The sequence below is a fragment of the Acidisoma cellulosilyticum genome, assembly GCF_020621385.1.
GTDB classification, from domain to species: Bacteria; Pseudomonadota; Alphaproteobacteria; order Acetobacterales; family Acetobacteraceae; genus Acidisoma; species Acidisoma cellulosilyticum.
In genome coordinates this window covers 157,229-177,353 of record NZ_JAESVA010000009.1, presented here as the reverse complement: position 1 = coordinate 177,353, position 20,125 = coordinate 157,229, and the positions used below count along the sequence as shown (strand labels likewise).

Sequence of the window (20,125 nt, the reverse complement as noted above, 5' to 3'; positions counted from 1 at the left end):
TTCAACCCCGCACCGCGTCGGTGAACGGGCTTTTACGCCCCACCCCAACACCCGTCAACACCCAATTTCAAAACAATGACAAACTAAGAAAAGAAAGAATAATTCAACAAAATCAATTATGTAGGTCGATTGTGAGGCCTCGGAGACGACGGGCGACCGGTTTTTCCCTGTCGCATGCAACCCATGCACAAATATGGGAATCGACCCCCTAGACATGCAAAAACCTCAGGAACTGCCTGAGGCTCAGCGCCCGTTCCAGCCCTTATACCAGTCGATAAAGCGCGGAATCCCAAGCTCCAACGGCGTCGTCGGGCTAAATCCGGTCAGCGCGCGGATCTCGGAAATATCGGCAAAGGTATCCGTCACGTCAGCCGCCGGCCTCGGCTGATCGATGACGACAGCCTTCCGGCCCAGCCCCTCTTCGAGCAGGGAGACCAGCTTGCTGACGGTTTCGCTTTGATTATTCCCGATATTGAGCAGGCGCGGCGCATCCCCCGCCGGCGGCCGGTCCAGCACGCCCAGAATGCCGGCCACGATATCGTCGATATAGGTGAAGTCCCGCCGCAGCGTGCCATTGTCATAGAGGGTGATCGGCTTGCCCTGCGTGATCGCCTGGGCGAAGGAAAAATAGGCCATATCCGGCCGCCCCCAAGGGCCATAGACCGTGAAGAAGCGCAGCCCGCTCTGCTTCAGACCATAGAGATGGCTGTAGGAATGGCTCATCAGCTCATCCGCCCGCTTGGTCGCGCCATAGAGCGAGACCGGCAGATCGACCCGATCCTCCTCCGAGAAGGGCATCTTGGTATTGCCGCCATAGACCGAGGAAGAGCTGGCATAGACGAAATGCTTCAAGCCTTCCCGATGCCTTGCCGCTTCCAGCATCACGACATGCCCGAGCAGATTGGCGGTGACATAGGCGTAAGGGTCGAGCATCGAAAACCGCACCCCGGCCTGGGCCGCCAGATGGACGATGCGGTCGATCTCCGGCGCGCCTGCCATCAGCGCTTCCACCGCCGCGCGATCGGCGATGCTGAGCTTGACGAAGCGGAAGCCTTCCCTGCCCTCCAGCCGCGCCAGACGCGCGTGCTTCAGCGCCGGGTCGTAATAGGCATTGATCTCATCGACGCCGATCACCGTCTCGCCCCGCGCCAGCAGCGCCTCGCAGACATGATAGCCGATGAAGCCGGCCGCGCCGGTAACAAGAACGGTCATGAGGTCAGATCCAAGCTGCAGACAAAAAAGGGCCCCGCGGAAGCGGAGCCCCCGGGTGGAAGCTCTGATCTTGGCCTGATTTGCGGCCTTTCTATGGGGCCGCGCTACGGGAAGCCTTATTGCGCGACCCAGCCGCCGTCGATGGAGAGCGGTGCGCCGGTGATGGTCGCCGCACCGTCCGAACACAGAAACACGGCCAGCGCGCCGATCTGCGCCGGCGTCGAGAACTGCTTCATCGGCTGTTTCTCGCTCACCAGCGCCTCTTTCTCATGCTCGAAACTGGTGCCGTTCTTCTCGGCGCGGGTATGCAGCTGCGCCTCGACCAGCGGCGTCAGCACCCAGCCCGGACAGATCGCATTGCAGGTGACGCCGCTATTGGCGAGTTCGATGCCAGCCACCTTGGTCAGCCCGACGATGCCATGCTTGGCCGCGACATAGGCCGATTTCTGGGCGCTCGCGACCAGACCATGGGCAGAGGCGATATTGATGATGCGCCCCCAGCCGCGCGCCTTCATGCCGGGTGCGGCCGCCTTGATACCATGAAAGGCGGAGGAGAGGTTGATGGCGATGATCGCGTCCCAGCGATCCTCCGGGAAATCGACGATATCGGCCACGAACTGGATGCCGGCGTTATTGACCAGGATATCAACGCGGCCGAACCCTGCCTCGGCATCCGCCACCAGCTGCCGCACACCCGCGCCAGAGCTGAGATCGGCACCGGAATAGATCACGCGCACGCCGAAATCGGCCGCGATGGCCGCGCGCTCGCGCTCGATATCCTCAGGCTTGCCGAAACCGTTGATGACGATATCCGCGCCCTCGGCCGCGAAAGCCTGGGCGACGCCCAGACCGATGCCGCTCGTGGAACCGGTGACCAGCGCCACCTTACCTGCCAGACTCATTTTTCTTTCCTCCTCTTCCGTCTCTCTCAGGCCAGCACTCTGACCCTCAAGCGAGATAGTCATGCAGGACGCGCCCGTAAGGCAGCGTCATGTCGGCCTTGATATGCTGACCATAGAGGATCTTCCGCACCGGCAAATCCGCGACCCGCGCATTGACATGCGGCACCAGATCCAGCCGCGCCTCCCCGCCGAAGGCGAATTTCAGCTCGATATCGCTCATATTATAGCCGACGAGTTGCGCGACCTTGGGGCTGCCGTCGACGTCGGGGATGAATTTCAGGTTCACGCCGAGCTTGCCGAGCTGCCCGATGACGCGCAGCCGGTCCTCATCGCCATGGACGAGGTTGTATTCCTTATAGGTCATCGTCCCCATGGCGACACGGATATCGTCATAGCGCAGCGTGCCGGTCAGCGTGTCATGGATCGGGCGAAGCTCGGGCAGGCCGTATTTCTTGGGAAAACCCCAGATCTCACGACCGGCAGTCGTCGGCGGCTCATCATCCAGATACATTTGCAGCGTGAAATTGCAGGGCTCGCCGTTGAATTTCGCCGCAATGCCGCAGCCGCTTTCCTGATAGCTGCCGAAGCCCGTCGAATCCGGCATTTTCATCCATTCGTAGAAGACGTGATTGCCGTCCGGCTCCAGCGGCTCGGGCAGCAGCCGGCGGATGACCTCCATATCCGTCTCATAATGGATCAGCAGATATTCCCGGTCATAGAAGCGGAACGGTCCCTTCGGGTAGCTCGGGCTCGCGAAGGGCATGGACGTCATGCCGAGAACATCGTCGCGGTTCATCCAATTGTCCTTATCTCATTCGGAAAGAAAGCTTGATCACGCTGGCGCGCCTGTCCAGTGATCATTGCGCTGAGAGCCGCCCTTTGTGCCGGGAGATTGTCCATGGATGCGACGCCCCCCTTTGAATCATCCGGACCTGACCGGCCTGGTTTGCCCCATCACGTCGCCCTCATCCTGCAAGGCGGCGGCGCGCTCGGTGCCTATCAGGGCGGGGTCTTCCAGGCGATGGACGAGGCCGGGATCGCCCCCAACTGGCTCTGCGGCGTCTCCATCGGCGCCATCAATTCGGCGATCATCGCCGGCAATGCGCCGCAGGACCGCCTGCCGCGCCTGCGTGCCTTTTGGGAGTTGATCACGCCCGAGCGCCCGTCCTTGCCCTTTATCGACGGCGACCTGCCGCGCCGCTTCGAGAATGAGGCCGCCGCCCTCGGCGCCCTGCTGCTCGGTCAGCCCGGCTTCTTCAAACCCAATTTTCCCGGCCCGATGTTCAGCCTGCCCGGCAGCGCGCAGGCCACGGCCTTCTATGACACGGCCCCGCTGCGGGACACGCTGCTGCGTTTCGTCGATTTCGACCGGCTGAACAGCGGCGAGACACGCTGCGCGGTCGGCGCCGTCAATGTCGAGACCGGCAATTTCGCCTATTTCGACAATGCCACGATGACACTGGGACCCGAGCACATCATGGCCAGCGGCGCCTTGCCGCCCGGCTTCCCCATGGTCGAGATCGGGATGGAGTATTTCTGGGACGGGGCGCTGATCTCCAACACGCCGCTGATGCATCTGCTGATCAATATCGAGAGCTGCAGCGCCTTGGTGTTTCAGGTCGACCTGTTCAGCGCGCGCGGCCCCATTCCGCGCACGCTGCGCGATGTTGGGCTAAGGCAGAAGGAAATCGGCTATTCCAGCCGCACCCGGCTGGTGACGGACTTCTTCAAGCGCGAATTTGCGCTGAAGAACCGCCTGCGGGACCTGCTCGACCGGATGCCGGAGGCGCAGCTTACGCCTGAGGATCGGGCCGAACGCCGACGGCTCGCCAACTTGCCCCGGCTCTCCGTGCTGGAACTGATCTATGAACATGCGGTCTATGAGGGCGAGTCGCGGGATTACGAGTTCAGCCGGCGGTCCATGCTGGACCATTGGAACCGCGGATACCGCGCGACGCAGCAGACCTTGGCGCAGAAGGACTGGCTGCGAATCCCCAGCGAAGCCGGCATCGTCAGCCACGACATCAACCGAGACCTGAGTTGATGGGTCACATACCGGCCAAGCGCCGCATCGGCATGTCTTGCCCTGGTCTGGCGGCAGCGCCTATCTTGCCCCTCATGAACGGGAACAAGACATGAACGACCTCTTCGGCGCGGGCTCGGCCGAGGCGGCCTATTCAGCGAAAGACATCGAGGTTCTGGAAGGGTTGGAGCCTGTCCGGCGCCGGCCCGGCATGTATATCGGCGGCACCGACGACAACGCTTTCCATCATCTGGCGGCCGAAATCCTCGACAATTCGATGGACGAGGCCGTCGCCGGCCATGCCAGCTTCATCGAAATGAACCTCGCCCCCGGCAATGTGCTGACGGTGCGTGACAATGGTCGCGGCATTCCGGTCGACCCGCATCCCAAGTTCAAGGATAAAAGCGCGCTTGAGGTCATCCTCACGACGCTGCATTCGGGCGGCAAATTCGCCGGCAAGGCCTATGCGACTTCCGGTGGTCTGCACGGCGTCGGTAGCTCGGTCGTCAATGCGCTGTCCGATCTGTTCGAGGTCGAGGTCGCCCGCGAAAAGCGGCTGTGGAAGCAGAGCTATGTTCAGGGCAAGCCGACCACCACGCTGATCGACGCCGGCCCGATTCATAACCGGCGCGGCACCACGGTGCGTTTCCGCCCTGACCCCGCGATCTTCGGCACCAGCCTGACCTTCAGCCCGGCGCGGCTGTACCGGCTCTGCCGCTCCAAAGCCTATCTGTTTCGCGGTGTCGAAATCCGTTGGAGCTGCGACCCGTCACTGCTCTCCGGCCAGTCCGATATTCCGGCCGAAGCCGTGCTGCATTTCCCCGGCGGTCTGCGCGACAGTCTTGAGGAGGATGTGGGGGAGACCGGGCGCGTCCTGCCGATGCCCTGGGCCGGGGACGCCGATTTCCCCAATGGCGCAGGCCGCGTGGAATGGGCGGCCCTTTGGCTGGAAGGCAGCGGCGGCGGTTTTCTGCACAGCTATTGTAATACGGTCCCGACGCCGCTCGGCGGCACGCATGAGGCCGGGCTGCGCTCGGCGCTGCTCAAGGGCCTGCGTGCCTGGGGCGACCATCGCGGCAATAAGCGCGCGGCCCAGCTGACGGCGGAAGACGTGCTGACGCCCATGGCGGCGAAGCTCTCGGTGTTCATCCGGGAGCCGCAATTCCAGGGCCAGACCAAGGAGAAGCTGACCAACGGCGACGCGACGCGCCTGGTGGAAGCCGCTTTGCGGGACCGCTTCGACCATTTCCTGGCCGGTGACCCGACCTCCGCCGACAATCTGCTCTCCTTCGCCATCGAACGCGCCGAGGAACGCATCCGCCGGCGTGAGGAGAAGGATACGCCGCGCAAATCCGCGACCCGCCGGCTGCGCCTGCCCGGCAAGCTGACGGATTGCACACGGGAGAATGCCGCCGAGACGGAGATTTTCCTGGTCGAAGGCGACAGCGCCGGCGGCTCCGCCAAACAGGCGCGCAACCGGGAGACGCAGGCCGTGCTGCCGTTGCGCGGCAAAATCCTTAACGTCGCCAGCGCCTCGGCCGACAAGCTGCGCCAGAATCAGGAGCTGAAGGACCTCATCGAGGCCATCGGCACCGGGGTCGGCGACAAGTTCGACATCAAGCGCCTGCGCTACGGCCGCATCATCATCATGACGGATGCGGATGTCGACGGCGCGCATATCGCCAGCCTGCTGATGACCTTCTTCTATCGGGAACTGCCGGAGCTGGTGCGCCAGGGGCATATCTATCTGGCCCAGCCGCCGCTGTACCGCATGACCCAGGGTGCGAAATCCGTCTATGCGATGAACGACGCCGAGATGGCGAAGCTCAGCAAATCGGCCTTCAAGGGGACGGCCAAGGTTGAGGTCAGCCGCTTCAAGGGTCTGGGCGAAATGCCGCCCGCGACGCTGAAGGACACGACGATGGACCCCAAGAAGCGCACGCTGCTGAAGGTCATCGCGGCGCCCGAGACAAGGGCCGAGACCAATACCATGGTCGAAAACCTGATGGGCCGGCGGCCGGAACTGCGCTTCCAGTTCATTCAGGACCGTGCCCGCAGCGTGACGGATGCCGATCTGGACGTTTGATTTTTCTGTCTCTGTCAGCCGCTCTGTCTTTGTCACCCGCGCACGTGTTGCGCGGGCCTACCCGTTACGGCGCCATGAGGGCGTCCGGGCGCCTCGACGGGTAGACCCGCGGGACCAGCCCGCGGGCGACTGCTAAAAGAATGGCGCCACATCAATCGTGAGAATTCACCTCGATCGTGAGATGCGACAGGCTCGGCATCTGCGCCAGTCGCACATGGTAAAAGTCCGCATCGCGCCCTTGCGCCGTGCTGACGGCGAGAATAGCGCCGAGATGCCCCGGCCCCAGCCGCTTCTTTTTTCCTGAAAGGTAAGGGGCCTGCGGCCGCAGGCCCCTTACCCCCCCCTATCCTATAAAAGACGCGCCTGAAGCGACGGGCCGATGATGCTCAATCAACCGATGAGCAGGGTTGCATTCGACACCCGCTAACCGCTATTGATTCTGATAATCATTCTCATTCAAACAACCTATCGACGCGATCGACCTTGGCTTGTCGCTCGCCCGCTATGCCGATGGAGATCGCTGTGACCCGACGTCTCGCCTGCCGCGCTGCTGCCGCTTTATCCCTGGCGCTGGGCCTGACGCTGGCGCAGCCGGCGCTGTCCTGGGCGCAATCGGCAGCGACCCCGGCCGCTGCCGCAGCGCCGGCAAATGTGGTTCCGGCGACCGCCACGGCACCCGCGACGAACGCCGCTCCGGCAGCGACGGCAGCGCCCGCTACCACCGGCACGACCGATCCGACCGCCGCCGCGACACCCGAAGCCGCCACGGTGCCCGCCGATCTTTCGGTCAAGGCATTGGTCCGCCATGCCGACCGCATCGTGAAGGGCGTGCTGCTGCTGCTGTTCCTGGCCTCCATCGTCACTTGGACCATGCTGCTCGCCAAGGGGATCGAACTCTGGCAGGCCTGCCGGGGTGTGGGCCGTGGCCTGCGCCTGGCCGAAAGCGACGCGCCGGACGGGACCGCTGACCTGCCGCGCGCGCTCCGGTTGATGCGCCATGCCGTCAGCGCCGAACTCGCGGCGTCCGAAGGCACGGCGGTCGAGGGTACGAAGGAACGTCTGGACAGCCGCCTCCGCCGGCTGGAAATGCGACTGGCCCGCCACATTCAGCGCGGCACCGGCATTCTGGCCACCATCGGCGCCGTCAGCCCCTTTGTCGGGCTCTTCGGCACCGTCTGGGGCATCATGAACAGCTTCGTCGGCATCGCGAAGCTGCACACGACCAATCTGGCCGTCGTGGCACCCGGTATCGCCGAGGCGCTGCTGGCGACCGCCGCCGGTCTGGTCGCGGCCATTCCGGCCGTTGTCATCTATAATATTTTCGCGCGCTGGGTCGGCGCCTATCGTCACGGCCTCGGCGATCTCGGCGAGATCGTGCTGCGTCACACCAGCCGCACGCTTGACCGCGGCTCGGCGGTCGTCGGCCGCACACGCCCCATGGCGGCGGAATAACTCGCCATGGCCTTTCATATGAATGATGACGGCGACGACCTTGCCGAACAGCATGATATCAACGTCACGCCCTTTATCGACGTCATGCTTGTGCTGCTCATCATCTTCATGGTGGCAGCACCGCTTGCGACGGTCGACGTGCCGGTTGAATTGCCAACCGCCAGCCTGAAGGCAGCGCCGCGCCCCGAGAAGCCGCTATTCCTGACGATCGAAGCGAACGGCGATGTCGCGGTCAATGATACGACGGTGCCGGCCGAGAAGATGATCGCCGCACTGGATCATGAAACCCAGGGCGATCATACACAGCGCCTGTTCCTGCGCGCCGATAAGACAGTGCCTTACGGCATGCTGATGCAGACCATGGATAGGTTACAGCACGGCGGATATCTGAAGATCGGTCTGGTCGCCCAGCAATCCGATCAAGCGGATCAGCCGCAGTAATGGCGCCGAACGCTCCCCCGTTTGCCTGGCCGGCCGATGCCGAGTTCCTGTGCGACCGGCCGCGCACAGGCCTGCGGCGCGCGGCACTCTGGGGAACCTGCCTCGGCCTCGTCGTCGCCGGTCATCTCGCCTTCTTCCTTGAATTGAACCATCACCCGAAAACCCAGGGTGAAGTGCCGCTGCCGCCGGCCGTGATGATTGATCTGACCCCCCTGCCGGCGCCGCCCGCCCCTTCGGCACCGCCGACACCGGCACCCGCCGCCAAACCGCAGCCGGCGCCGCAGGTCGCCAAAACCGTACCCACGCCACCACCGAAAGTGCCGACGCCGGTGCGGCCCGTAACACCACTGGCCCCGACGCCTCCCGCGCCGACACCACCACAGCCTTTGCCGAAGGTGCAGACACCACCGCCGCCGATCACGCCGCCCGTGGTGCAGCCGCCACCCCCGCTCGACCTGCCGGTCGCGGAATCGGATGCGTCCTTGCCCATGCCGCCACCACCGCCACCCGTGGCACCGCAACTGCCGCGGAAAAAATTGCGCGTCCTGCATAAAGCGATGTCGGCCCCGCCGCCGCCCGCCACACAGGTCACGCAGACGCCCAAGACCGTCGCGGCCCCGGCGCCTTCCACACCTTCCGCCAGCGATGCCGATACACCGGCGCCGGCGCGGCAATCGGCGTCACCCGGATTGACCAAGCAGGACTGGCAAAGCCGCCTGCTGGCGCATATCGCACAGTATAAAAGCTATCCGAGCGACGCGCAGGACAATGGTTGGCAGGGCATGAGCATCGTGCGTTTCACCTTCACCCGCACGGGCCTCGTCACCTCAGCCGTGCTGGTGCGGAGTTCGGGCCATGCCGATCTCGATACCGCCGCCATCGCGACATTACATCGCGCGTCGCCTTTGCCGCCACCACCCGACAGCGTGCCGGGCGATCCCATCACGCTCACGCTGCCGCTGCAATTCTCTCTCGATCAGAACTGAATAATTTTCGATTTTCTTTCAGGATCCGCTCACCGTAGCGCCATCGTCATTTATATTTGTTACTTTATCGATATGTATATGTGGCATTTGAGCATCAGCATTACGACAAAATTATCCTAAAGCCATGACGCCCCGTTGCTCATGGTTCATGGGCAGCGTAAACGCTTCGGTATTAATGCGAATAGTTCGCATTCTCATTTTAATCTCGTTTGCCGAGACCGGGACAATCCATGCCCTTCGCCCATCCTGCTGCACGATCTCAGCCGCAGCGCCGACGCGCGCTTGTTACGGCGCTCATGGTCAGCGCCTGCCTGACTCCGCTCGCCGTTGCCGTCGCGGCCCATGCGCAATCAACGACCACGGATACGGTGCTGAAACCGCTGACCGTCCAGGGCAAGGCAGGTGACGGCAAGCAAAGCCCGACCGGTCCCGGCATCGGCTATGTCGCGACGCGCAGCGATACCGCGACCAAAACGGATACGCCGATCGTGCAGACGCCGCAGGCGATCAACGTTGTCACCGCCGATCAGTTGAGGCAGCAGCAGCCCAAGAGCATTTCCCAGGCCCTGCGCTACACGCCGGGCGTTTCGTCCGAAATCTATGGTGACGGCGCCCGCGGCGACTTCCTGCAGATTCGTGGCTTCAACGGCTATGACAGCATCTATATCGACGGTCTGAAAAGCGATAACGGGCTTTGGACCTATAATATCGAGCCATACGGGCTGGAGCGTCTGGAAGTGCTGAAAGGCCCCTCCTCCATGCTCTACGGTCAGAACGAGCCGGGCGGACTGGTCAACGCCATTTCCAAGCGCCCGACCGATACGCCGCAGCATGAAGTGGAGTTCCAATACGGCAGCCACAATTCGAAGCAGTTCGGCTTCGATATGTCCGGCCCGGTCGAAGGCACGGACGGCAAGGTCGAATACCGCATCGTCGGCATGGATCGGCAGTCGGACACGCAGGTCAATTACACCGAAAACAACCGCCAGTACATTGCGCCCAGCATCACCATCAAACCGGATGCCGATACGCAGGTGACGATCCTGGCCAATTATCTGCGCGTGCGCGAACCGGGCTGGACGGATCAAGGCTTTCCGCAAGCCGGCACACAGACCTACAACCCGAACGGCACCATCTCATCCAGCACCTTCACGGGTGAGAAAGACTTCGACCAGTTCAACATGGATCAGGTCGCGATCGGCTATGAGCTGGAGCATCGCTTCAACGACTGGCTGAAATTCAGCCAGAATCTCCGATACAATCATATTACCGGCGACAGCCAGGAAACCTACGGCACCGCGCTGGAATCGGATGACAAGACGCTGGACCGCGCAACCTTCGCGGAACATGTCAATATCAATACCATCAAGCTCGACAACCACCTGGAAGCCGATTTCACCACCGGCCCGCTGCGCCACAAGGTGCTGTTCGGCATCGACTACAGCCATACGTCGAACGACTTCTCCTACGGTGCGGGTACCGCGCCTTCGATCGATATCTTCGCGCCTGTCTACACGTCCGGTGCGACGACACTCTCGACCTATGAATCCGATATCCAGACGGTCAATCAGATCGGCGAATACCTGCAGGATGAAATCTCCTGGCTGGGCTTCCGCCTTCTCGCCGGCGTGCGGCACGACAATGCCTCGACCGATACCTATGCCAAGATCGGCGGTACCAGCACGACGCAGAATGACAGCGCCTGGACCTACCGCGCTGGCCTGCTTTATCTCTTCAATAACGGCATCGCGCCCTATGTCAGCTATTCGACCAGCTTCCTGCCGACCAGCGGCACGGATGCGGAAGGCACGCCCTACCAGCCCATCACCAGCCGCCAGTATGAACTGGGCCTGAAATACAAGCCGCCGGGCTGGAACGCGCTCTTTACCGCCGCCCTGTTTGACCTGACCGAGAACAACGTCCTGACACCTGATCCGGCCAGCACGCTGTTCGACGTTCAGACCGGCCAGGCGCGGTCGCAGGGTCTTGAGCTGGAAGCCAAGGTCAGTCCCGCCCCTGGCTTTGACCTAGACGCCGCCTATACTTATACGGATGCTGTCGTCACCAAGAGCAATGCCGGCAATGTCGGCGACCTTCTGCCGCTGGTGCCGATGCATGCCGTCAACCTCTGGGCGCATTACAAGCTGCAAAACTCCTTCGCCCGCGGCTTGGGCTTGGGTGCAGGCTTCCGCTATCGTGGTTCGGTCTATGGTGATACCGCCCAGCAGTATCAGGTCGATCCCGTCGCCCTGGTCGATCTCGCCATGGATTACGATCTCGGCAATATCAGCCCGAGCATGAGCGGGCTGGATATCCAGCTCAACGCCAGCAATATCGCCAATACGCAGTATCTCGCGAACTGCACCAGTTCCATCGCCTGCTATTATGGTGCCGGCCGTGCCGTCTATGCGACGCTCGCCTATCACTGGTAAGCGGTCGCATCTATTTTCCGGCGGGACCGGGCGGGGAAGGTTTCCTTCCCCGCCTTTCGCCGTTTCTGACTGAGAGTATTGTCATGCTGCGTCATCTGCCGCTTCGTCCTGTTTTGCCACTTCTTGCGGCATCAACGCTCTGCGGCATCGCCGGCAGTTTGGGCACGGTCTTCCTGCTCGCCGTCATCGGCCAGGTGCTGAACGGCCGCCTGCATTTCGGACCCGACGCGGCAACAGGTTTCATGGCGCTCGCCTTGCTCTCTGCCTCCGGTTCCGGTCTGTCCGATATCCTGACGAATATGACCGGGCAAAAGATCACGGCGGCGGTGCGCATCGATCTCGCGCGCCGCATGCTGACGGCGCCGCTGGCAGCCCTCGAAAAGCTCGGCCGGCAGGGCCTGCTGCCGATCCTGGGCGGTGACGTCGATATGATCAGCGATCTCGCCTTCGCGCTCGGCGCCATATCGGTCGCGGCCGGCATCACCATCGGCTGCCTGATCTATCTCGCCTTTCTCTCGCTGCCGCTATTCCTTTGGCTGCTACCCATTCTGCTGATCGGCGGCTTCATCCAGTTCCGCGCGCGCAGCCGCGGCATCAAGGGTTTCTGGGCCGGACGGGCGGCGGAAGACCGCTTGCACGGGCATTACCGCACCATTATCGACGGCGCCCGCGAACTCCGCCTTGATCGCCGTCGCCGCTCCCGCATCTTTCAGCGTGAGGTCGTGCCGGCCGCGCAGGAGGTCCGAAAAGTCACTGGTCGCGCCATCGCCTTTTTCGTCGGCGCCAATGCGCTCGGCACGCTGCTGCTGTTTGCCTTCGTGACTTTGGTGCTGACGCATCCTGCCATGCTGCCGCGCGACCGCATGACCAGCTTCATCCTGGTGCTTCTGTTCATGAAAGGCCCGATCGACCAGATGATGCATAACCTGCCGGTGCTGGGCCGCGCACAGGTCGCTATCCGCCGCATCGCCGATCTGTCCGCCCGTTTCACGAGTTTCGAACCCAATGTGTCACTGACGCAGGAGCAGGATGAGACGGTCGCCGTCCCCGCCCGCATCACGCTGGACGGCATGGGCTTCGACTATCCCAAGGTCGCGGGCGCGGCGCCCTTTTCGGTCGGTCCCGTCAACCTCTCCCTGCAACGCGGGGAGATCGTCTTCATCGTCGGCGAAAACGGCTCCGGTAAAACCTCGCTCATCAAACTGCTACTGGGTCTGATGGAACCGGATCAGGGACAGATTCTGGTTGACGGCGTGCCGGTGACGCATGAAACCCGCGACGAATACCGCCAGCTTTTCCACACCATCTTCTCCGACTTCCACCTGTTCGAGGACGGGCCGCCGCCGATGCAGGGGGCAGCGCTGAACCGCTGGCTGGAACGGCTGGACCTCGCGCACAAAGTCTCGGTCAAGGACGGTGTCTTCACAACCACCGACCTGTCCACCGGCCAGCGCAAGCGTCTGGCTTTGGTGCAGGCGATCTTCACCAAACGCCCGATCATGGTCTTCGACGAATGGGCCGCCGATCAAGACCCCAGCTTCCGCCGCACCTTCTATACCGAAATTCTGCCGGAACTCGCGGCACAGGGGGCGACCGTCATCGTCATCTCCCATGACGACCGCTATTTCCATGTCGCGAACCGGCTGATCACGATGGAGAATGGGCGCATAATCGAGAGTGTCGGCGCATGACAAGCCGCCGCGCCTTTCTCGGCGGTCTTGCAGCCATACTCGCGACACCTGCGCTGGCCGCCAGCCCCTATCCGCTGACAGTGACCGACATTGCCGGCAATCGGGTGACCTTGGCGAAGGCGCCGCGCCGTATCCTGCTTGGCGACAGCTTGCTGTTCACCGCGCTGAGCCTGGTCGACCCTGATATCGACCAGCGCATCGTGCTGATGGACAGTTTCGTGAAGCGCTATGATCAAGAGTATTTCTCACAACTCAAAACCCTTTATCCGCATTACGACGCGATCCCGCTGATCACCCAATTCGGCTCGGGCTATATGGAAACCGCGCTGGAAACCCAGCCCGATCTCGTCATTCTCAGCCTCTGGCAGAAAGGCACGACCCAGGGCGCGGTCGCGCAATTCACGGCCATGGGTGTGCCGGTCGCTTTCGTCGATCTTTTCGTCGATCCCATCGCCCATACCAGTGCCAGCATGGAGCTTCTGGGCGCCTTGCTGGGACAACCGGCGGCGGGCCAAGCCTATGCGCGGTTTCACGCTGAGCACCTGAGGACAATCCGCAATGCGGACCTGACCGCGCATCCCGAAAGCGTCATGCTGCAAGTCTATCCCGGCATCACGGCCTGCTGCTGGGTGGCGGGCGGTGCGGGCTTCGGCCAATATATTCCGCTTGCCGGGGGCAAGAATATCGAAGCCGGCCATATGCCCGGCGCTTTCGGCGGCGCGCTGTCGCTGGAATTCGTGCTCAGCGCCGATCCGCATTTCTATATCGCGACGGGGCTCGCCAACCCTGACCAGAAGACCGGCGTCACCATCGGCTTCGGCATCGATGAGAAGACAGCGCAAGCGACCCTCGCACGCACCCTTGCCGCCCCCGATATCGCCAGCATTCCGGCAGTCCAGGCGCATCGCAATTTCGCCCTATGGAACTTCCTCAACGGATCGCCCCTCAATGTCCTGGCGATCGAGGCCATGGCGGGCTGGTTCCACCCCGATCTCGCGAAACGCGCCGGCATCGACGCGAATGCCAGCCTCGATCAGGTCCGCGACGAATTCCTGCACAGGAATCTCACCGGCACGCTGTGGATCGCCGAGGAGGCGGCATGAGCGCGACCACTGCCAGCATTCTGGCCGAACACCGCCAGCTGAAACGCCGGCGGCGCGTAACGGTGACGCTGCTTTGCCTCGTCACCTTTCTGGCGCTGATCGCCGATGTGCTGGCGGGGCCGGCCGGGCTGCATCCCGTCAGCGTGCTGCGCGCCGCGCTCGGCATGGCCGGCAGCCGCCGTGTGGAACTGATTATCGTGCAGCAGATCCGCCTGCCGCAGGCGCTCGCCGCCCTCGTCGTTGGTGCCTTTTTGGCGCTGTCGGGCGCGCAATTGCAGACGGTCTTCAATAATCCGCTGGCGGAGGGCGTCACCCTCGGCATCGCCCCGGCGGCCGCCTTCGGCGCGGCCATCGCCATCGTGCTCGGCATCAGCCTGCCCTTTGTGCCCGGTGGTTGGCTCATCGCCGGCAATGCCTTCCTGCTCGCGTTCCTGGCGACGCTGGTGCTGATGGGCCTGTCCTCGCTCGGCGGTGGCACCCGCACGCTGATGCTGTTCGGCATCGGCCTTGTCTTCACCTTCAACGCTTTGATCGCGCTACTGCAGATCGTGGCATCGCAGGCCGCCTTGCAGCAGCTCACCTTCTGGATGCTGGGCAGCCTGTCCGGCGTGCGCTGGCCCGTGCTTTGGCCGCTATTCGGTCTGGGCGTCATCCTCATCCCCTGGTCGCTCGCCGCCGCCCCGGCACTGACGGCCCTGCGCCTGGGCGAGGAACGCGCGATCAGCCTCGGGCTTGATATCCGCCGTCTGCGCCTGGCCACATTCCTGCGCGTCAGTCTGATGACGGGGGCGGCGGTCGCGAGCGTCGGCAGCATCGGCTTCGTGGGCCTGGTCGGGCCGCATATCGCGCGGCTGCTGGTGGGCGAGGATCACCGTATTTTCCTGCCCATCAGCGCCATCAGCGGGGCGCTGATCCTGTTGCTGGCGCAACTCGGCGCTAAGCTGGTGCTGCCCGATATCGACGTGCCGACCGGCATCACTACCGCGCTGATCGGCCTGCCGGTTTTCTTCGCGCTCATCGTCACGCGCCGCGCGGGCTGAAGGGCATGGCGATGGATCTGCGTATCGAGCATCTCACCTGCGGCTATCGCCGCCGGGCCGTCATTCGCGATCTGACGGTGGCGCCTTTGCGCCAGGGCCGCGTCGTCGGCCTGCTGGGTCCCAATGCCGCCGGCAAATCGACTTTGCTGAAAGGTCTTGCGGGTCTGCTGCCCGCACAGGGCCGCGCGATGCTGGGCGAGACCGACCTGATCGGCCTGCCCCCGCGTCAGCGTGCGAAGCTGCTCGGCTTCATGCCGCAGGCGATCCCGGACGGCGTGGAATTGACCGTTTTCGAAAGTCTGATCGCCAGCCTGCAGGCAACCGGCGCGGTGCCGGGCGCGCAGGCGGCCGAGCGTGCTGCGGCGGCGCTATCGCGCATCGATATCCTGCCGCTCGCCATGCGCAAATTGTCGGACCTCTCAGGCGGGCAAAAGCAGTTGGTGAGCTTCGCCCAGGCCGTCGCCGGCAATCCGGCACTGCTTTGTCTTGATGAGCCAACCAGCGCGCTCGACCCGCGCCATCAGTTGACGGTCATGGCCCGCGCCCGACAATTGGCCGCCGATGGTGCGCTGGTCATCGTCGTGCTGCATGACCTGGCGCTGGCGGCCCGCTGGGCGGATGAAATTCTTATTCTCAAAGATGGTACTTTATACGCGCAAGGGGCGCCGGATGTCGTCATCACCCGGCAGATGCTGGCTGAGGTCTATGGTGTCGACGGCCATGCCGAGCGCAATACGGCCGGCCATCTGACCGTGCATCTCAACGCGGCGGTTTTGTAGCGGGTTGATAAGAAAGCATAGATCCTCGGGTCAAGCCCGAGGATGACGAAGATATATAGCATATCACAAAATCACGTCATGCCCGGGCCTGACCCGGGCACCCACTTTCATCGCCGGCGGAGCCTCTAGAGCGTTTCCTGCTCGCTTACGCTCGCAGATACCGCTCTAGATTATTGTTTTTGCGAGCATCTTCACACAGTCAGATGATTCCATCTGACTGTGATCTGCTCTAAACCCGCCAGAAGCCGGCGGCGATATAGTCCGACGGTGCCAGATCATCCCGCGCGCGTAGCCAGGCCTTGGCCTCACGCGCAATATCAGCCTCGGCCGCGAACCAGACGAAGCGGTCGATGTCACGCTCGGGAAATTCCGTCTCCACCAGCGCGTCCAGCAGCAGGCGGGATTGCGCGGCAGGAACCGACCCACGATAGAGCCAGCGCAGATCGACATCGGCGGCCGAGCGCAGCGGCAGCCGATCATCCTCGCCGGTCACTTCGATACGGACCACAGCGGTGGTTTCAGCCGGCAGGGTTTCCAGCATGCGGGCGATGGCGGGCAGCGCCGTCTCATCCCCCGCCAGCAAGACCCAGCGGCTGGGCGGCAATTGCCCGCCGCCGGGGCCGGACATGCCGATGACGGCACCCGGCTTGCCGTCACGCGCGAAATCGGCGCCCGGTGCCGCATCATGGGACGGGTGCAGCAGCATATCGATCTCCACCAGCCCGGCAGCGGCATCGATATAGCGAATGGTATAGGCCCGCGCCGGCGGCGCTTCGCCCGCCCAGGTGACACGACCGGTATCGTCCACCTTGGGCTGGCCCAGCGGCGCGTCACCGGGGAAATACAGATGCACATGCAACCCGCCTGCGACGAAGGGCTGCAGATTGTCGCCGTTCAGCGTGAAGCGGCGCATATGCGGCGTGATATCCGTGACCGCCACGACCGTCATTTCCCGATAGGCGCGCGTCAGGCGCGGCGGTGTCTCACGCCACAGAAAACCGAGGCCGCTATCCTGCTGAGTCTCACGCAGATGCTCGGTCATCATCGCCTGCAGGGCCGCGATGGTGCCGTTATCGGTCGCACGAATGGACAGCGAGACCTCTTCCAGGCGCTGACGCAATTCGACGGCGGCATAGCCCAGATCGATCCGCGCCCAGCCCTCCCCGATATCGACTTCGGCATAGGACTGCGCCGTGGCGCAAAAAGCCGCCAGATAGGCGGCCGGGTCCTGAAGACGCACAGACCCGCTGGATCGGCAGGTCAATCTCTGGCTCATCGCTCGCTCCTCGGGTCGCCACGACTCTCGATTTAGCGCAATTCATAATCATTCGCAATTACCGATGACAGCAGTCACCGCGCCATCTTGTCGCTTGCTGACACTGTCCTTCTGCCCTCATCTGCGCCGATGACGCGAAGGACCCTTGCATGCGCCTGACAATTCTGGCTTCCGCCCTGCTCGGCCTGTGCTGGTCAGCGCATCTGGCCCAAGCGCAGCCGGTCGCGGTCGGGCCGCAATACGACACCAGCCATGTCTATGTGGCGCCGGCCGATGTCGACCGCTTCATGCAGAGCTTCCTCGCGACCTTCGGCGGCAAATCGACCCCGCAGGCGATCGTCACCGTCACGCCGACACCAAGCCGAACCTCGTCCCAGCTGCTCATCACGCCTTCCGGTCTGGTCTCACTCTTCGGCTTCCGCACGCCCATTCCTTATCCCTTTGGCAGTGAGCGGACCGGCTATCTGGTGCAAAATCTGGACAAGGCCGTCATCGCCGCGCGCAAAGCCGGGGCGGATGTCCTCGTCAGCCCCTTCCCGGACCCGATCGGGCGTGACGCCGTCATCCTCTGGCCCGGCGGCATCGCCATGCAGCTCTATTGGCATAACAAAGCGCCGTCCTACCCGCCGCTCGGCTCGGTGCCGGACAACCGCATCTATCTTTCAGCTGATGCCGTCGATGCTTTTGTGAAGGATTGGACGGCATTCGCGGATGCAACCCTGGTGTCGGATGAGGCAGCCGCGCCTGGTGACGCCATCGGCCGCCCCGGCACCACCTTCCGCCGCATTCGCATGGTGTCAGGTTTCGGCAATCTTGTGCTGATGATGACGGACGGCCATCTGCCCTATCCGTATGGGCGGGAGACGACGGGCTATGGCGTGACGGACCTGACGGCCACACTGGCTCGCGCCGAGAAAGCCGGTGTCACGCTATTGGTCGCGCCGCATGGCGACGGCATCGGCCAATCCGCCATGGTTGCTTTCCCTGGCGGCTATATCGCCGAAATCCACAGCCAGCACTGACGGCTCAACCGCCGACCGTCCTCGCCAAAGCGCCGAGCCAAAGCGCGACCGCCTCGGCACCGGGGTCGACATGGCCGGCGGTACGCGCGCCGAGATAGCTTGATCGACCGCGTTTTGGCATCATGCTCGCCGTGGCGGCAGCGCCGGCCTCGGCCGCCTCGACCGCCGCTTTCAGCGCATCGCCTAAGGCGAGACCGGCAGACAGCTTTTCACGAAACGCGGTGGATGCCGGTAACAAGGCATCCAGCATTGTTCTGTCACCGGCGCGGCCGCCGCCGAGGTCAGCCAGCGCCGCAACGCCGTCCGCGAAAGCGGCTGCCCAGTCCTGCGGCTTTGCCGTGCCCGCGTCAGCCAGACTGCGCGACGCTCGCAGCAGCATGACGGCGTAAAGCGGGCCGGACGTTCCACCCAGCACACGCCGCAACAGACCTGACAAAGCCGCCAAAGCCGCAGGCGCATGCGCGAGGTCGAGTGTCGGGATCGCGTCCAGCATCGCCTGCGATCCGCGCGCCAGACTGATGCCAAGATCGCCGTCACCCACCGCCTGATCCATCGCCGTCAGACGCGGTTCCGCCGCCATCAGCACGTCCGCGACGGCACGGATCGCCGCCTCGAACGGCGGAGAGGCTGTGCCCGGCGCCACCTCCGCCCTGGCTGGCGGCGCTGCCTGCGGCAAGGCCTGCGGCTTCTGTCCGGCGATCCAAGCGGGAGCGGAAGCCGGCGCGTCCAACCGCGCGAGCCGAGACTGATCCAAGGTCATGAGCGACAGCGAGCAGCCGGCCATATCGATGGCCGTCAGAAAAGTTCCGGCCCAGACGCGCAGGACCGTGATGCCCCTCGCTTCCAGCACGGCGAGCGCCTGGCGCGCCACGATCATCAGTTCCATCACCGGCGTCGCGCCGAGATTGTTGATGAGCAGCGCCACGCGATCGCCGGACTTCACGCCCTTTTGCGCCAGGATGCGGTCCAGCAGCAGCGTCACCAGATTGTCTGCGGGTTCGATCGGCGCACGGCGCACCCCGGCCTCACCATGGATGCCGAGGCCGAGTTCGATCTCGTCATCGGCCAGCGTAAAACCCGGCTTGCCGGCGGCCGGCACCGTGCAGGCCGACAGCGCCACGCCCATGCTGCCGAGCGCTGCAATGGCAGCCTCGGCCTCCGCCTTCACGCTGGCCAGATCCAGCCCGGCGGCGGCAGCGGCGCCAGCCACCTTATGCACCAGCACGGTGCCGGCAATGCCGCGCGGCCCAACGCCGTCCGGCCCCATATCCAGCGCGGTATCGTCAGCGACGATGACCATCTCGGCGGCGATGCCCTCGGCCCGCGCCATCTCTGCGGCCAAGCCGAAATTCAGCCGGTCGCCGGTATAATTCTTGACGATGAGGAGAACGCCTTCCAGCCCGGCCACCGCGCGAATGGCGTCCAGCACGGCGTCCGTCGATGGCGAGGTGAAGACATCCCCGGCGACGGCGGCATGCAGCAATCCCGGCCCCACGAAGCCGACATGGGCGGGTTCATGCCCTGCCCCGCCGCCGGAGATCAATGCGACGCCGGCTGTCTTTTCAGACCTGAGAACGACATTGCTGCCGGGCAGAAGCGCCAGACCGGGCGAGAGCCTGACCAAACCCTCCAGCATTTCCGGCAAGACGTGATCGGGATCGTTGATCAGCTTCCTCATCG

16 protein-coding genes are annotated in these 20,125 nt (G+C 63.7%); 11 read left to right on the top strand and 5 right to left on the bottom strand.

What is annotated here, in order from left to right; genetic code table 11:
- Positions 1-243: 243 nt before the first annotated feature.
- From ACELLULO517_RS21770 to ACELLULO517_RS21760, 3 genes are all read right to left on the bottom strand, one after another.
- On the bottom strand, positions 244-1,212 hold the full coding sequence (locus ACELLULO517_RS21770; protein ID WP_227309531.1) for an SDR family NAD(P)-dependent oxidoreductase: 969 nt from the start codon (positions 1,210-1,212) through the stop codon (positions 244-246).
- 116 nt (positions 1,213-1,328) lie between these two features.
- The gene (locus ACELLULO517_RS21765; protein WP_227309530.1) at positions 1,329-2,114 is read right to left on the bottom strand and encodes a 3-hydroxybutyrate dehydrogenase; all 786 of its coding nucleotides are present in this window, start codon (positions 2,112-2,114) and stop codon (positions 1,329-1,331) included.
- A 46-nt stretch (positions 2,115-2,160) separates the two neighbouring features.
- Positions 2,161-2,910 (bottom strand): acetoacetate decarboxylase, encoded by a 750-nt coding sequence (locus ACELLULO517_RS21760; protein WP_227309529.1) that lies wholly within the window; start codon positions 2,908-2,910, stop codon positions 2,161-2,163.
- Positions 2,911-3,012: 102 nt separating this feature from the next.
- Here ACELLULO517_RS21760 and ACELLULO517_RS21755 point away from each other — a divergent pair, with 102 nt between their 5' ends.
- The 10 genes from ACELLULO517_RS21755 to ACELLULO517_RS21705 all read left to right on the top strand — a co-directional run bounded on the left by ACELLULO517_RS21755 (position 3,013) and on the right by ACELLULO517_RS21705 (position 16,147).
- Positions 3,013-4,158, top strand: a complete 1,146-nt coding sequence (locus ACELLULO517_RS21755; protein ID WP_227309528.1) for a patatin-like phospholipase family protein — start codon at positions 3,013-3,015, stop codon at positions 4,156-4,158.
- Positions 4,159-4,249: 91 nt separating this feature from the next.
- Complete coding sequence (gene parE, locus ACELLULO517_RS21750) at positions 4,250-6,223, top strand: DNA topoisomerase IV subunit B (protein WP_227309527.1); 1,974 nt, start codon at positions 4,250-4,252, stop codon at positions 6,221-6,223.
- Positions 6,224-6,745: 522 nt separating this feature from the next.
- On the top strand, positions 6,746-7,675 hold the full coding sequence (gene exbB, locus ACELLULO517_RS21745) for a tonB-system energizer ExbB (protein ID WP_227309526.1): 930 nt from the start codon (positions 6,746-6,748) through the stop codon (positions 7,673-7,675).
- Positions 7,676-7,681: 6 nt separating this feature from the next.
- Entirely contained in the window at positions 7,682-8,116 is a 435-nt protein-coding gene (gene exbD / locus ACELLULO517_RS21740) for a TonB system transport protein ExbD (RefSeq protein WP_227309525.1), read from the top strand.
- The gene (locus ACELLULO517_RS28755; RefSeq protein WP_264481605.1) at positions 8,116-9,102 is read left to right on the top strand and encodes a TonB family protein; all 987 of its coding nucleotides are present in this window, start codon (positions 8,116-8,118) and stop codon (positions 9,100-9,102) included. The genes exbD and ACELLULO517_RS28755 overlap by 1 nt, the downstream gene beginning before the upstream one ends.
- 230 nt (positions 9,103-9,332) lie before the next feature.
- Positions 9,333-11,534, top strand: a complete 2,202-nt coding sequence (locus ACELLULO517_RS21725) for a TonB-dependent siderophore receptor (protein ID WP_227309524.1) — start codon at positions 9,333-9,335, stop codon at positions 11,532-11,534.
- 83 nt (positions 11,535-11,617) lie between these two features.
- Complete coding sequence (locus ACELLULO517_RS21720; protein WP_227309523.1) at positions 11,618-13,225, top strand: cyclic peptide export ABC transporter; 1,608 nt, start codon at positions 11,618-11,620, stop codon at positions 13,223-13,225.
- Entirely contained in the window at positions 13,222-14,328 is a 1,107-nt protein-coding gene (locus ACELLULO517_RS21715) for an ABC transporter substrate-binding protein (protein ID WP_227309522.1), read from the top strand. Before ACELLULO517_RS21720 ends, ACELLULO517_RS21715 begins: the two co-directional genes overlap by 4 nt.
- The gene (locus ACELLULO517_RS21710) at positions 14,325-15,368 is read left to right on the top strand and encodes a FecCD family ABC transporter permease (RefSeq protein ID WP_227309521.1); all 1,044 of its coding nucleotides are present in this window, start codon (positions 14,325-14,327) and stop codon (positions 15,366-15,368) included. The genes ACELLULO517_RS21715 and ACELLULO517_RS21710 overlap by 4 nt, the downstream gene beginning before the upstream one ends.
- Positions 15,369-15,373: 5 nt before the next feature.
- Entirely contained in the window at positions 15,374-16,147 is a 774-nt protein-coding gene (locus tag ACELLULO517_RS21705) for an ABC transporter ATP-binding protein (RefSeq protein ID WP_227309520.1), read from the top strand.
- Between the two features lie 229 nt (positions 16,148-16,376).
- Here ACELLULO517_RS21705 and ACELLULO517_RS21700 read toward each other — a convergent pair whose 3' ends face one another.
- Positions 16,377-17,423: a siderophore-interacting protein gene (locus ACELLULO517_RS21700; RefSeq protein WP_227309519.1), complete on the bottom strand. Its 1,047-nt coding sequence runs from the start codon at positions 17,421-17,423 to the stop codon at positions 16,377-16,379.
- A 149-nt stretch (positions 17,424-17,572) separates the two neighbouring features.
- Between ACELLULO517_RS21700 and ACELLULO517_RS21695 the strand changes: the two genes are divergently transcribed.
- On the top strand, positions 17,573-18,445 hold the full coding sequence (locus ACELLULO517_RS21695; protein WP_227309518.1) for a glyoxalase: 873 nt from the start codon (positions 17,573-17,575) through the stop codon (positions 18,443-18,445).
- A 4-nt stretch (positions 18,446-18,449) separates the two neighbouring features.
- On the opposite strand, the gene ACELLULO517_RS21690 is transcribed toward ACELLULO517_RS21695, so the two are convergent.
- Positions 18,450-20,123 carry a dihydroxyacetone kinase family protein gene (locus ACELLULO517_RS21690; protein WP_227309517.1) on the bottom strand — a complete coding sequence of 558 codons (1,674 nt, stop codon included), beginning with the start codon at positions 20,121-20,123 and terminating at the stop codon, positions 18,450-18,452.
- Positions 20,124-20,125 lie beyond the last annotated feature (2 nt).